Source organism: Flavobacterium sangjuense (assembly GCF_004797125.1).
Lineage (GTDB): Bacteria > Bacteroidota > Bacteroidia > Flavobacteriales > Flavobacteriaceae > Flavobacterium > Flavobacterium sangjuense.
Genome location: NZ_CP038810.1, coordinates 2,919,580 through 2,934,435 on the forward strand (window position 1 = coordinate 2,919,580; position 14,856 = coordinate 2,934,435).

General features: G+C 36.6%; 14 protein-coding genes. 6 read left to right on the top strand and 8 right to left on the bottom strand.

Annotated elements, in window-relative coordinates:
- Positions 1-209: 209 nt before the first annotated feature.
- The 4 genes from cphA to GS03_RS12435 all read left to right on the top strand — a co-directional run bounded on the left by cphA (position 210) and on the right by GS03_RS12435 (position 4,551).
- The gene (gene cphA / locus GS03_RS12420) at positions 210-2,834 is read left to right on the top strand and encodes a cyanophycin synthetase (RefSeq protein WP_136152861.1); all 2,625 of its coding nucleotides are present in this window, start codon (positions 210-212) and stop codon (positions 2,832-2,834) included.
- A gap of 178 nt (positions 2,835-3,012) precedes the next feature.
- The gene (locus GS03_RS12425; protein WP_136152862.1) at positions 3,013-3,435 is read left to right on the top strand and encodes a hypothetical protein; all 423 of its coding nucleotides are present in this window, start codon (positions 3,013-3,015) and stop codon (positions 3,433-3,435) included.
- Positions 3,436-3,551: 116 nt separating this feature from the next.
- Positions 3,552-4,010: a DinB family protein gene (locus tag GS03_RS12430; RefSeq protein WP_136152863.1), complete on the top strand. Its 459-nt coding sequence runs from the start codon at positions 3,552-3,554 to the stop codon at positions 4,008-4,010.
- Position 4,011: 1 nt separating this feature from the next.
- Positions 4,012-4,551: a M23 family metallopeptidase gene (locus GS03_RS12435; RefSeq protein ID WP_136152864.1), complete on the top strand. Its 540-nt coding sequence runs from the start codon at positions 4,012-4,014 to the stop codon at positions 4,549-4,551.
- Positions 4,552-4,622: 71 nt separating this feature from the next.
- On the opposite strand, the gene GS03_RS12440 is transcribed toward GS03_RS12435, so the two are convergent.
- The gene (locus GS03_RS12440) at positions 4,623-5,429 is read right to left on the bottom strand and encodes an SDR family NAD(P)-dependent oxidoreductase (RefSeq protein ID WP_136152865.1); all 807 of its coding nucleotides are present in this window, start codon (positions 5,427-5,429) and stop codon (positions 4,623-4,625) included.
- Between the two features lie 101 nt (positions 5,430-5,530).
- Here GS03_RS12440 and GS03_RS12445 point away from each other — a divergent pair, with 101 nt between their 5' ends.
- Positions 5,531-5,950: a winged helix-turn-helix transcriptional regulator gene (locus GS03_RS12445; protein ID WP_136152866.1), complete on the top strand. Its 420-nt coding sequence runs from the start codon at positions 5,531-5,533 to the stop codon at positions 5,948-5,950.
- A 39-nt stretch (positions 5,951-5,989) separates the two neighbouring features.
- Here the strand turns inward: GS03_RS12445 and GS03_RS12450 are convergent, their stop codons facing one another.
- From GS03_RS12450 to GS03_RS12480, 7 genes are all read right to left on the bottom strand, one after another.
- Positions 5,990-7,249 (bottom strand): asparagine synthetase B, encoded by a 1,260-nt coding sequence (locus GS03_RS12450; protein ID WP_136152867.1) that lies wholly within the window; start codon positions 7,247-7,249, stop codon positions 5,990-5,992.
- A gap of 85 nt (positions 7,250-7,334) precedes the next feature.
- On the bottom strand, positions 7,335-8,882 hold the full coding sequence (dnaB, locus tag GS03_RS12455) for a replicative DNA helicase (RefSeq protein ID WP_136152868.1): 1,548 nt from the start codon (positions 8,880-8,882) through the stop codon (positions 7,335-7,337).
- A gap of 140 nt (positions 8,883-9,022) precedes the next feature.
- A complete protein-coding gene (locus tag GS03_RS12460) occupies positions 9,023-9,976 on the bottom strand; it encodes an acetyl-CoA carboxylase carboxyltransferase subunit alpha (protein ID WP_136152869.1) in 954 nt (317 codons plus the stop codon).
- A 152-nt stretch (positions 9,977-10,128) separates the two neighbouring features.
- Positions 10,129-11,010: a DMT family transporter gene (locus GS03_RS12465; RefSeq protein WP_136153115.1), complete on the bottom strand. Its 882-nt coding sequence runs from the start codon at positions 11,008-11,010 to the stop codon at positions 10,129-10,131.
- Positions 10,997-12,082 carry an LptF/LptG family permease gene (locus GS03_RS12470; protein WP_136152870.1) on the bottom strand — a complete coding sequence of 362 codons (1,086 nt, stop codon included), beginning with the start codon at positions 12,080-12,082 and terminating at the stop codon, positions 10,997-10,999. The genes GS03_RS12465 and GS03_RS12470 overlap by 14 nt, the downstream gene beginning before the upstream one ends.
- A 73-nt stretch (positions 12,083-12,155) precedes the next feature.
- Positions 12,156-13,286, bottom strand: a complete 1,131-nt coding sequence (tgt, locus tag GS03_RS12475) for a tRNA guanosine(34) transglycosylase Tgt (protein ID WP_136152871.1) — start codon at positions 13,284-13,286, stop codon at positions 12,156-12,158.
- Between the two features lie 139 nt (positions 13,287-13,425).
- Complete coding sequence (locus GS03_RS12480; RefSeq protein WP_136152872.1) at positions 13,426-13,821, bottom strand: response regulator; 396 nt, start codon at positions 13,819-13,821, stop codon at positions 13,426-13,428.
- A 189-nt stretch (positions 13,822-14,010) separates the two neighbouring features.
- Between GS03_RS12480 and GS03_RS12485 the strand changes: the two genes are divergently transcribed.
- On the top strand, positions 14,011-14,856 hold the full coding sequence (locus GS03_RS12485; RefSeq protein ID WP_136152873.1) for a transketolase: 846 nt from the start codon (positions 14,011-14,013) through the stop codon (positions 14,854-14,856).

Genomic DNA, 14,856 nt, shown 5'->3' on the forward strand with positions numbered 1-14,856 from the left:
ACGGAGCGTTAAAAAAATGTCCTGTGGACATTTTTAGCGAACGGGCCAGGCGGCGCGATGGCCTAGCCTTTAAAAATCTGAAAATCAATACAACTTAAAAGGTCACTTTACTTTTTTACCATTTCTGTAAAAAAATTACAATTCAACAATAAAAATTTCCTATTTTTAACAAAATCATTACTAATTACTTTTACTAATTATTCCTAATCATGAAAATAGACAAAATACAAGCACTTCGCGGTCCTAATATTTGGAGTGTTCAACGTAAAAAATTAATCCAAATGCGTCTTGATTTGGAAGAAATGGAACAATTCCCAACCAATAAAATTGATGGTTTTCGTGAAAGGATAGAAGCTATGTTTCCAACAATGATTGAGCATCGCTGCTCTGAAGGAGTTCGCGGTGGATTCTTTTCCCGTATTGAACGCGGAACCTGGATGGGACATGTAATTGAGCATATTGCCTTGGAAATTCAAACACTTGCCGGAATGGAAACCGGTTTCGGAAGAACACGCGAAACCAAAACTCCCGGAATATACAATGTAGTTTTTAGTTATACCGAAGAAAATGTCGGAATGTTTGCAGCCGAAAGTGCCGTAGCCATTGCCGAAGCTTTAATAGCAGGAACGCCTTATGACCTTGAAGCGGATATTCAAAAAATGCGTGAAATCAGAGAGCGCGTTCGTCTTGGGCCGTCAACGGGAAGTATCGTTGAAGAAGCAGTTACAAGAGACATTCCCTGGATTCGATTAGGAACAAACTCTTTAGTACAGTTGGGTTATGGTATCAATCAAATGCGCTTTCAGGCAACCATTACCTGCAAAACAAGCAGCATTGCTGTGGATATTGCCTGCAACAAAGAACAAACTAAAAAAATGCTCGACGCTGCGTCAATTCCGGTTGCCAGTGGTGGCATTTGTGTTGATGAAGAAGATTTAGATGAGGTTATCAAAAAAATTGGTTACCCAATTGTTATAAAACCACTCGATGGAAATCACGGAAAAGGTGCGTCTATCAATGTAAAAACAAGAGAAGATGCAGTCGATGGCTTGGCTTATGCCAAAAAATATAGTCATCGTGTTATCGTCGAAAAATTTATAACAGGTTATGACTTTAGAGTTTTAATCATTGATAACAAATTAGTAGCTGCTGCCAAACGAGAACCGGCTCATGTTAAAGGTGACGGAAAGCAAACTATCCAGCAATTAATTGATGAAACCAACAAAGATCCTCGTCGTGGCTACGGACATGAAAATGTCTTAACCCAAATTGATGTCGATAGAGATACCACCGATTTATTAGAAAAATTAAATTACACCTTGGAAACCGTTCCAGGAAAAGGAGAAATAGTATATCTGAAATCAACTGCGAATTTGAGCACTGGCGGAACTTCTATCGATGTCACTGATATGATGCACCCTGAAAACATTTTCCTTTGCGAAAGAATTTCACGTGTCATCGGATTAGACATTTGTGGTGTTGATATCATGGCAGAAAATCTAACCCAACCTTTAAAAGAAAATGGAGGTTGCATTCTTGAAGTGAATGCGGCACCAGGATTCAGAATGCACTTGGCGCCATCAGAAGGATTACCAAGAAACGTTGCTGCTCCGGTTATAGATATGCTTTATCCTCCGGGAAAACCAAGTCGTATTCCGATTATTGCTGTTACCGGAACCAACGGAAAGACTACCACTACCCGACTTTTGGCTCACATTGTAAAAAATAATGGGTATCAGGTTGGATTCACCACATCGGACGGAATATATGTTCAAAACCACATGATGGAAAAAGGTGATACTACAGGACCAATTTCTGCTGAATATATTTTGAAAGATCCAACGGTAGAATTTGCTGTTTTGGAAACGGCTCGTGGTGGAATTCTACGTTCCGGACTTGGTTTTAGCCGTTGTGATATTGCAATTATTACCAACATTCAGGAAGACCATTTGGGCTTGAGTGACATTCACACTTTAGACGATTTAGCTCGTGTAAAAAGTACGGTTGTAAAGAGCGTTAAGAAAGATGGCTGGGCAATTTTGAATGCCGAAGACGAACAATGCTTGAAGATTGCTAACGAATTAAGCTGCAATATCGCTTACTTCAGTATGGATGAAAATAATCCAAAAGTGAAGCAGTTTTCTAAAGAAGGTAAAATCGTAGCTGTTTATGAAAACGGATATATCACCATCAAAAAAGGAGAATGGAAAATCAGAGTTGAGAAAGCGACGCACGTTCCGTTGACTATGGGCGGAAAAGCCAAGTTTATGATTGCCAATGTTTTGGCTGCAACTTTGGCAAGTTACTTACACGGATTTAAAACCGAAGATATTAGTCTTTCATTGCAAACCTTTATTCCAAGTGCGGCACAAACGCCTGGAAGAATGAATATTTTTGAGTTCAAAAAATTCAAAGTATTGATTGACTTTGCTCATAATCCGGCTGGATATAGAGGTGTTGAAGAATATTTAAGCTCCGTTGAAGCCAGCAAAAAAATTGGAATCATTGCCGGTGTTGGTGACCGTCGTGACGAAGACATCAAAGAATGTGCTACGATTGCGGCACGAATGTTTGATCATATTATCATCCGACAAGAGAAATATTTGCGTGGCAGAACCGAAGAGGAAATCATTGGTTTGATTATGGAAGGAATAAATGACAGCGGTAGAACTGTTACCCATGAAATTATTCCTAAAGAAGTGGAAGCGATTAAACACGCTATCAATAACGCACAGGAAGGCACTTTTATTACAGCCTTGAGCGATGTAGTAACCAATGCCATCAGCATTGTCCAGGAATATTTGGATAAGGAAAGTGAAGATGGGAATTTTTGAAAAATAATTCTCTGAAAATAAAATAATTTAAACACCTGATTCGTTTCAAACGGTTCAGGTGTTTTTTATATAATTTCTTGTAAAATTTACAGGATTACCATTTTAAAACGCATTGGCACGTTTCTTGAAATTTGCTTCATACACATTTAAACTGAGTATAAACTTAAATTTTGCAATCATGAAAACTATAACAAAAATAACATCCATTGTTGCTTTTTTATTTCTGATAATTCCTGAAGTAACTTCAGCTCAAGGTCCGCCACCATGGGCTCCAGCTCATGGATACCGAGCCAAAACACGACACGTCTATTTCCCACAATACAATATGTATTATGATATGAACCGTGGCTCATACTTGTATCTTAATGGTGGTCGTTGGTCAGTAAGCGCAACATTACCAAATATTTATGTGGGTGTCAATCTTGGAAGCACTGCACAAATTCAGTTAAACTATATGGGATATGACCCATATCGTTATAACGATGTTCATGTGGTAGAATACAGACAATACTGTAATGAAAGACATTACGACGACGATGATTACCGACATAATCACAAGCATTGGAAAAAACATAAAAAGCACAAAAAATATGATGATTAAAAACAAAACCCTTTCATAGTACTGAAAGGGTTTTGTTTTTATTAAATATTTTAAATCGTTAGACGAAAAGCACCAAGACTTTTTTCCTACTTTAGCTTACCGAAATTCTATTAACCATGACCAAACTCCAATTAATTTTAGACCAACTGGGATCACATATTCCCGATTTTGAAAAGACAAATCCTGTCGTTTCTCAATCTACTATTGGTTGGCAAATTGACAACAGTTTATTGGTGATTAATAATGTTGTTGACCGACTTAAAGATTCCGATTCTAAAAACTATAAATGGAAGTTTAATAAGTATCGAATTCTCATCCGGATTACCAATACAATCCCACGTGGAAAAGTCAGAGTGCCAAAATCGGTAAAGCCTATCGATGTAGCAACGATTGAAGAATTAAAAACCAAACTCGAACTTGCCAGAAAGAACATTGCTGACATTCCAACACTTCCTGCCAACAGTTATTTTACACATCCTTTTTTTGGCGATTTGAATGTAAAGCCTGCTATTTGGTTTTTGAAACTGCATACAAAGCATCATTTGAAGATAATTGAGGACATACTAAATAAATAGCATGACGAAGAAGAAAATCTCCCGAACAAAAAAAGTACTGCTTCTAATCCTAACCATCACGGTTATAGGACTCATAATTCCAGAGGATTTTAAAATTCCGGTAGTTGGTGCTACTAAAGACAGTTATAATAAAGAGTCCTTTTGGTATTATCCATGGGGAAAATCAGGAACTCACAAAGGGGTTGATATATTTGCTAAAACCGGCACACCAATTATTTCTTCAACTAAAGGTCTTGTTCTTTACTGTGGGCAAATTAGCATGGGTGGTAATGTTATTGCGGTCTTGGGACCAAAATGGAGAATCCACTATTACGCACATTTGGACGAAATAAAAACACATGCTTTTTCATTCGTTGGGCATAAAGACATAATTGGTACTGTTGGGACTTCAGGAAATGCAAAAGGAAAAACCCCGCATTTACATTATACAATCTCTACCTTAATTCCCTATTTGTGGCGCATTGATTCTGACCATCAAGGTTGGAAAAAAATGTGGCATTTAAATCCAATTGAAAAACTTAATAGAAAAACCAGCTATTAACAATGTCTAGGCTTTCTGTGGTTTCTTTCTAGCAGTAACATAACATTTTACTATGAATGCTTTCATTGCATTTATTTTTTAAACTTGTTAATATTTTTAATGATAGAATTCTCAAAGGTTTTGAATGAAAAATACTGTATTGCAGGAAATAAAGTAGAGCCTTTGCCCACGGGATGATTGAAATTTGGGTTTCCATTTTCAACAAGTTTCAATAGTGTTTCAACAACAGGAGTAGGTTCGGGTGCATTATCAAATAAATCTTTTGTATAAGCTGTAAGTTTTGTGCGATATCCGTCATAATCACTTATTTTATTATCCGCAACTATAGAGTTAGTGACAATGTTGGTTTTGAAGCCCACTGGCTCAACCATAGAAACTTTTATATTAAATTCATTTAGTTCGAAACGCAACGCTCTGAAATAACCTTCAAGTGCGTGCTTGGAAGCACCATAAAAAGAACCGCCCGGAAGACTGATTAACCCCATTATTGAGCCTACAGTAATTATTTTGCCAAAGCGTTGCTTTCTAAAATAGGGCAACAATTCATTGGTTAACTTTACCGTCCCCCAAAAATTAGTATCAAATTGCTTCATGCCTTGTTCAATAGAAGTTTCTTCTGCAAGTCCAGACAAATAAAAACCTGCATTGTTTATCAATACATCTAATTGGTTGATTTTAGTAAAAAGTTGCTTACCAAACGACTTAATAGAATCCTCGTTAGTAATGTCTAATGCTACCATTTTAAATGGCACTGATGATTGTGTCTTTTCGGGATTACGACTCGTGCCAATCACATTGTAACCTCTTTCATGTAGCTTGTTTGCCAGTAGCAGGCCGAAGCCGGAAGAAGCGCCGGTAACTAAAATATTTTGTTTCATTTTCATAATTTTAAATAATTAATTTATAAATTTGCTTGCGTTTTGCAAGTGCAAATATACAAACTACTTTTAATTTGCAAGTGGTTTTTAAAATTATTTTTATGAATACTGTAAAAAAAAGATCTGAATGTCCGTTAAGTTGCTCCCTTGATGTATTTGGTGATAAATGGTCGTTACTAATTATTAGGGATTTAATGTTTAATAAAAAAAATACTTATGGTGATTTCTTAAAATCGTCAGAAGGCATAGCGACCAATATCTTGGCTTCTCGATTACAAGCTCTTGAAGAAAATAAGATTATTGAAAAATTGCCACACCCCGAAAGTAAAGCAAAAGTTATGTATAAACTCACTCAAAAGGGGATTGACTTATTGCCTATTTTGGTTGAAGTTTATTTATGGTCTGAAAAATATTTAAGCATTCCTAATGACATTAAGACAACAATTAAAGAAACAAAAAAAGACAAAGAGGAATTTATAAAATTAATGACAAAAGAGTTGAAGAAACAACTTAAATCATAAAGTAGCTACTAAAGAGAGTTTACTGCAACTGCTCCGCAATTACGTTTTCTGCGGTTTCTTTCTGGCAGCAGGAAATAACACATTATTCAAAATCAATCGGAAGCCCGGAGAGTTTGGATGCAAGTCTAAAACGGTTGGCTCATCTCCTACCCGGTGTTGGTAATCTTCGGGATCGTGACCACCATAAAAGGTAAAAAATCCTTTTCCTTTTTGTCCGTGAATATAACGCGCTTCGTCATTCAATTCGTTTTTTCCTAAAACCAACACGCTTGACTTTATCAATTCGTTATCGAAAGCCGTGGTTTGTCCCATAAAACCTTTTACCAATTGGGTGTGGTTTTGGCACAGCATACTCGGAATGACATCCCATTTAGCCGAAAATTCCATCAAAGTGAAATAATCTTTTTCAAAAGGAATTCGACGTTTTTCGGTCATATCAATATCCGAAAACTCATAGTGATCGGGCTTTCTGTCTAATATAAAATTTTTGAATGCAAAGGTTTTTGAATAATCAATTTTAGATTGGTAATTTGATTCGCTGTCATCACCGTCAAACATGGGTTCACAAATATCAACACCTTCAGCGGAAAGCGCAATATCAAAACTATCCGTTGCAGAACACATGGCAAACATGAATCCACCGCCAATGACAAAATCCCGAATCTTTTTGGCTACAGCCAATTTATCCTGAGACACTTTAGCGAAACCTAATTTGGCCGCCAAAGCTTCGGCATCTTTCTTTTGTTCAATATACCAAGGCGCATTGCGATACGCTCCGTAAAACTTACCGTATTGGCCTGTAAAATCCTCGTGATGTAAATGCAGCCAATCGTATAACAACAATTGATCACTCAGCACTTCTTCATCGTAAACCACTTTAAACGGAATTTCAGCATAAGTCAAAACCATAGTCACCGCATCATCCCAAGGCTGTTTTCCCGGTGGCGAATAAACCGCAATTTTGGGAGCCTTTTCCAAAACTACGGTTTCCATATTTTGTGACGGACTTGAAATATCAGCTAATAAAGACTGCATTTCTGCGTCTGATAAGACTTCAAAACTCACACCTCTGATTTGACATTCTTTTCTGATTTCGGGAGCATCTGGCAATAAAAAAGAACCGCCGCGATAGTTTAACAACCAACTGGCTTTGTATTGTTTGTCTAATGCCCAATAGGTAATTCCGTATGCTTTAAGATGATTTTTTTGGGTGCTCTCATCCATTGGCAACAAAATAAAATTTGCCTTAGCGGAAAAGGAAATCAGTATTAGAAAAATATAGAGTGACTTTTTAAACATCTTTAGTGAAATAATAAGCTCAAAGATAACAGTTTTACTGTGAAGAAAAACATAAAAAAACCCGAGATTAATCGGGTTTAAATTTTTAAAATGGAACATCGCTGTCGTCATCATTGGAATTGATATTGCTTCCAAAAGCTTCATTCGGCGACGGTAAATTTTTCGTCATAAACGGATTATCATCGTGATTCATTTTTGATGGCAAATCGTCAAAAGCACTTCCGTATTCTTCAAGGTTATCAAACTTACCAAGATTTCCGATGAATTTCAATCGGATACTTTCTAGCGAACCGTTTCTGTGCTTGGCTATAATAAATTCGGCCTGACCGGCAGTTGGTGTTTGCTCTTCATCATCCCATTCATCAATTTTGTAATATTCAGGACGATAAATAAACGAAACGATATCGGCATCCTGCTCAATCGCACCCGATTCACGTAAGTCAGAAAGCAAAGGTCTTTTGCTCGAACCACGCGTTTCAACCGCACGCGATAATTGAGACAAGGCAATTACCGGAACTTCTAATTCTTTGGCTAATGCTTTTAGATTTCTGGAAATAGTTGAGATTTCCTGCTCACGATTACCGCCTCCTTTTCCGTTGCTTCCGCCGGCGGTCATCAATTGAAGGTAATCGACAATGATTAGTTTTATTCCGTGTTGTGATGACAAACGACGTGCTTTTGCTCTTAAATCAAAGATGGAAAGCGATGGTGAATCATCAATATATAATGGCGCTTTTTCCAAATCTTTTACTTTGGTAGAAAGCTGTTCCCACTCGTGTTTTTCTAATTTTCCGGTTCTTAATTTCTCGGAAGACAAACCCGTTTCAGATGAAATCAAACGTGTGATTAACTGTACTGATGACATCTCTAATGAAAACAATGCTACAGGCTGACCAAAATCGATGGCAATATTTCGTGCCATTGAAAGTACGAATGCGGTTTTACCCATACCTGGACGGGCAGCAATAATAATCAAATCGGAAGGCTGCCAACCCGAAGTTACTTTGTCTAATTTCTCAAAACCAGTTGCGATTCCGCTTAGACCTTCTTTATTTGCGATTTCTTCGATTCGCTTTTTGGCTTGGATTACCAAACTTTGCGCTGTTTCAGAACTACGCTTGATGTTTCCCTGCGTTACTTCATAAAGTTTAGATTCGGCTTTGTCTAACAAATCAAAAACATCTGTAGTTTCATCATACGACTCTTCGATGATTTCGGAAGAGATTTTTATTAAGCTTCGCTGAATGTATTTCTGTAAAATAATTCGGGAATGAAACTCGATGTGTGCTGAAGAAGATATCTTTTGCGTAAGCTGAATCAGGTAAAAATCGCCTCCGGCCAAATCTAATTTGGCGTTCTTTTTTAGCTGAGCCGAAACTGTTAATAAGTCAATAGGCTGAGAATCTGTGAATAACTGAAAAATAGCTTCAAAAATATGCTTGTGTGCTTCCTTGTAAAAAGCATCAGGCTGCAGTATATCGATAACCTCATCAACCCCTTTTTTATCAATCATCATCGCACCAAGCACAGCTTCCTCCAGGTCGAGCACTTGTGGTGGCAGCTTTCCTTTTTCTAAGTTTATAATAGTAGTTTTATCTACTTTTATAGGGTTCATATTTCTGAGATTTTCCATGTAGCGAAAGTAACCTTTTTGTTAGTTTAATTATAATCTAGTTATAAGATAGATGTGTTTATAAGTTTCTTTTTTTTGTTAACAACCAAAAAAAAATCCGAAACTGTAGGGCTTCGGATTTTAGTATAATTTATAAGAATTTACTCCTTGTATTCGCCCATTTTACTGTATTTATCCATCCTTTGAGCTACTAACTCTTCTGTTGATAAATCTTTCAATTCGTTAAACGCTTTCATGATATATTGTTCAACAGTTTTGAAAGCGGTTTCTTTATCATAATGTGCTCCGCCAAGTGGTTCCGGGATAACATCATCAACCAGTTTCATTTTTTTCATATCGGTTGAAGTCAGTTTCAAAGCTTCAGCAGCTTGTTCTTTATATTCCCAGCTTTTCCATAAAATTGATGAACATGATTCAGGTGAGATAACAGAATACCAAGTATTTTCCATCATTAAAACTCTGTCTCCAACTCCAATTCCCAATGCTCCACCGGAAGCGCCTTCTCCAATGATCACACAAATGATTGGCACTTTAAGACGAACCATTTCAAGAATGTTTCTGGCAATAGCTTCTCCTTGTCCTCGTTCTTCAGCTTCCAATCCTGGAAAAGCTCCCGGAGTATCAATTAAAGTTACTACAGGAAGATTAAACTTTTCTGCCATTTTCATCAAACGCAATGCTTTACGATATCCTTCCGGACTTGCCATACCGAAATTACGCAACTGACGCATTTTGGTATTGATTCCTTTTTGTTGTCCGATAAGCATAAAAGACTGCCCATCTATTTGGCCTAAACCACCAACCATGGCTTTGTCATCTTTAAAATTCCTGTCTCCAAAAAGTTCTAAAAAAGTCCCTTTAGTTAAGTTGGTAATATGCTCTAAAGTATAAGGTCTGTTTGGATGACGTGATAATTGTACACGTTGCCAAGCGGTAAGATTTTTGTATATTTTTCTTTTAGTTTCTTCTAATTTTTTTTCAATTTGCTTGCAGGTTGCAGTGACATCTACATTTGATTCGGCACCAATTATCTGGCATTTATCGAGTTGCTCTTCTAGTTCTTTGATAGGAAGTTCAAAATCTAAATATTCCATAGGGTTTGTTTTATTTCGCTGCGCTCCATACAATTCGGCTACGCCTCGGGTGTTTTGATTTAATCGAATAGCAAATATAAAATTTTAAATTGTGATAAAAAGCACTTTTCACAGATTATTGCAAACAAAATTAATCGTATTACAATGCGGGTTTAGTTTCTTTTTTTATAGCTTTTTATAACCGAATTTAACAAAACTGTAAGCAAAATAATGATGGCGCCAATATAAAACTCAAGGCTCATTCTTTCCTTTTCTTTGAATACTAATACCGCTAAAACGATTCCGTAAATAGGTTCCAAATTAATAGTAAGCATCACGGTATAAGGGCTTAAAAATTTCATTATTGCAGTGGAAGCTATAAAAGCATAGGCTGTGCAGACCGAACTTAAAATCATTAAATACATCAAATCTTTAGTCGAAAGTGAAAAGAAAGTTGGTGTAAAACTATGGGTAAATAATAATAGAAAAGTAAAAAATACTACGCCTCCACTAAGCTCGTAAAAAGAGATTACAGTAGCGTCGTGCGATTTCACCAACCTACTATTAATAACGGCAAACAAAGCCGATAGAAAAGCAGATGTTAAAGCGGTTAACATTCCCCAGAAATAGCTTCCTTCTACATTGAAAATAATGTAAAGTCCAAAAACTACGAGTAAGCCAAAGAACACTTCATACCAGACAATCTTTTTCCCATATAGAATTGGTTCCAATAACGAAGCAAAAAAAGCTCCTGTGGAGAGACAGGCAAGCGTTATTGAAATATTAGAAATCTTGATTGCATGAAAAAAAGTAAACCAATGCAAGGCGATAATAAGTCCGGAAAAAATAAACTGTAGAAAGGCTTTTGTTGAAATCCGTAATGGCAGTTTTTTGAAATAGATATAAATCCCAATAAACCCAACCGCAAATAGCATTCGGAACCAAACCAATGGCAATGCATCGAGCGAAATCAACGCACCTAAAATGGCGGTGAATCCCCAAATGAAAACAATTAAATGGAGATGCAAATAACTTTTGAGGTTATCGCTTAGCATTTCGTAAAAGATAAATTGCCAGAATTCCAAAAACAATGTTTGGTGTCCAAACTGCCAGTAATGGTGGTGCTGTAGATTTTTCGGCTAAAACTCCAAAAACTTTATCCAGAAAGACAAAAGCAAAGGCAAGAATAATTCCTATGGCCAGATTGGCTCCCATTCCGCCACGACGCTTCATAGACGAAACAGCCACAGCAATGATAGTTAGAATAAAAGCAGAAACCGGGATACTGTATTTTTTATAAAGCACTACCTTATACACATTAATATTGGAAGAACCACGTGCTTTTTCTTTATCTATAAACTTATTAAGTTCATTTAGAGGCAAGGTTTCCGCAATGTAAACCACAGGCGTTAAATCTTCTAAATCAAATTTAAAAACAGTGTCTTTGACTTCACCTGATTCGATAATATCTCCAAACTGCCCTACTTTCCTTTTGGTATAATTGTATAAGGTGTAATTTTTTGTTTTTGCATTCCATTTAATTCTACTGGCTAACAATTTATATTTCAACTTATCTCCTTCGAATTTTTCCATCGAAAAATTAAAAGCCATTTTAGAAACATCATTAAAGTTACTCACAAAAATATATTCGTCTTTACTGATTTGACGAAACACATCGGTATCATCACGCATACTATCCGGTCCACTAGCAGAAAGATACGTATATCTGAAACTTTTAAAACCCGCACTCGCATTGGGCACCAAATAAATTGTCATCACCAAAGCAAAAAGGGATACAATCGTTGCTCCTATAATATAAGGACGAAGAAATCTTGAGAACGAAATACCCGAACTTAGAATGGCAATAATCTCGGTGTTATTGGCAAGTTTTGAGGTAAACCAAATTACAGAAAGAAATAAAAATATCGGGAATAAAAGATTGGCAAAATAGATGGTGAAGTCAAGATAATATTTGGCAACAGCTGAGAAAGCAACGTGATTCTCAATCATTTTATTGACTTTTTCGGAAACATCAATCACAATCCCAATTGGAATGAACATTAACAACATAACGGCGAATGTTCCTAAGTAGCGTTTGAGAATGTATTTGTCAATTATTTTTAACATTGTTGTTTATTTTGTTATTCGGTTATCTGGTTATTCGGTATCAAATAACCGAATCCACAAATTACCAAATCAACTATAATCTTTGGCTCATATTTTTTACCATCATGTCTTTCCAAGTTCTAAAATCTCCCGCTAAGATATGTTTTCTTGCTTCACGAACCAACCACATATAGAAACCTAAATTGTGAATTGTGGCAATTTGCTTCCCCAAATATTCATTGGCAGCAAACAGGTGACGCAAATAGGCTTTGGTGTATTCTGTATCCACAAAAGTGTAACCCATTTCATCAAGTGGTGAAAAATCAGCTTCCCATTTTTTATTTTTGATATTCATCGTTCCGTTGGCCGTGAATAACATTCCGTTTCGTGCATTTCGTGTCGGCATTACGCAATCGAACATATCGATTCCCAACGCTATATTTTCCAAAATATTTATTGGTGTTCCAACGCCCATCAAATAACGTGGCTTGTCTTCGGGAAGAATGTCACAAACGACTTCGGTCATGGCGTACATTTCTTCAGCCGGTTCTCCAACTGAAAGTCCACCAATAGCATTTCCTTGTTGTCCGGCATTGGCTATATATTCTGCAGATTGTTGACGTAAATCTTTATACGTACTTCCCTGAACAATTGGGAAGAACGTTTGGTCATAACCATATTTTGTCGGCACTTTTTCTAAATGACTGATACATCTGTCCAGCCAACGATGTGTCATCTTCATTGATTTTTGTGCATAGCGATAGTCACATGGATAAGGTGTGCATTCGTCGAACGCCATGATGATATCAGCACCAATAGTACGCTGAATTTCCATTACATTCTCGGGAGTAAAAACGTGGTAAGAACCGTCAATATGCGATTTAAATTTTACACCTTCTTCTTTAATTTTTCGGTTAGCCGAAAGTGAATACACTTGGTAGCCGCCGGAATCCGTTAAGATATTTCTATCCCAATTCATGAATTTATGTAAGCCGCCAGCTTGTTCTAAAATAGCGGTTTGCGGACGCAGGTATAAATGATAGGTATTTCCAAGAATAATATCGGGATTGATTTCTTCTTTTAATTCGCGCTGATGCACTCCTTTTACAGAGGCTACAGTACCAACAGGCATGAATATTGGGGTTTCAATTACACCGTGATCAGTAGTAATACTTCCGGCACGCGCTTTTGAATTGATGTCTTTTTGTAATAAATCGAATTTCATCTAGTTCTTTTAATCAGTGGGCAAAGATAAAAGAATTAGCCCTTCGTCTGCGCTCAGGGTGACAAAAAAAAGGATTTATTTAACATAAAGATTTGACTGAAAGGTTTCAGGTTTTTATGCAATTTTATGATGTAAAAAATTACGCCTTGATAACTTCTATTTGTTTCAGTACCTCAGCAATATTCTGTTTGAATTCCTGAAAATTATGTCTTTTGACCAGACAAGATACTCCCAAATCGGAACAATATTGAAGTAATTTTTTAGGATAAGCTCCGGATACCATTACAACAGGAATGTCTTTTAAGTCATCCGATTTTTTTATTATTTCTAAAATTTCCTCTCCGTTAAGTACCGGCATGTGAATATCAAGGAAAATAACATCCGGCTTTTCAGCCTGAATTTCCAAAACTAACAGCATTTTTCGTCCATCGGAAAACACTTTTACATTATGTCCCAATTCTTCAGCTATCTCTTTAAAGAAGCCTAAATCATCGAAATCATCATCTAAATAATAAATAGTTTTTGCCTTTTTCATATTGTAGATTTTAAGGCGACAAGTTACTGGTCTTTTTCCCAAGATAAATTATAAGATATTTGTCAATTCTTATATAATTTCAATTAGAATATTATTTTATTGATAACGCTTCATAACTAATTTATAAAACTTTTGCCATTGGTAAAAATTAGAATTACTTTTGTCGACATTAAATTTTAACTACAAAAAATGTCTAACACACAACAACTTCAAGATTTTTCAACACAGGTTAGAAGAGACATTCTTCGAATGGTACATGCCGTAAATTCAGGTCATCCGGGAGGTTCTCTTGGCTGTACTGAATTTTTTACTGTATTGTACCAACAGCTTTTAGAAAGAAAGCCCGGCTTCAATATGGATGGCATTGGTGAGGATTTATTTTTCTTGTCTAATGGTCATATTTCGCCGGTATTCTACAGCGTTTTGGCTCGTAGCGGTTATTTCCCTGTAACAGAATTAGCTACGTTTAGAAAACTCAACTCACGTTTACAAGGTCATCCAACCACACACGAAGGATTGCCTGGAGTTCGTATGGCTTCCGGTTCATTGGGACAAGGAATGTCGGTTGCTATTGGTGCAGCGCAAGCTAAAAAACTAAACGGTGACAATCATTTAATTTATTCACTTCATGGTGATGGAGAATTGCAGGAAGGTCAAAACTGGGAAGCCATTATGTATGCTTCCGCAAAAAAAGTTGATAATTTGATTGCGACCATTGACTTAAACGGACAACAAATTGACGGTGCAACAGACGATGTATTGCCAATGGGAAGTATCAAAGCTAAGTTTGAAGCTTTTGACTGGGATGTTTTGGAAATCAAAGAAGGAAACGACATTGAAGCTATTATCAAAGGTATGACCGAAGCAAAAAGCAGAACCGGGAAAGGAAAACCGGTTTGTGTATTGTTGCATACAGTGATGGGACATGGTGTAGATTTTATGATGCACACGCATGCTTGGCACGGAAAAGCACCAAACAATGATCAATTAGCGGTTGGATTAGCTCAAAATGCTGAGACTTTAGGAGATTATTAA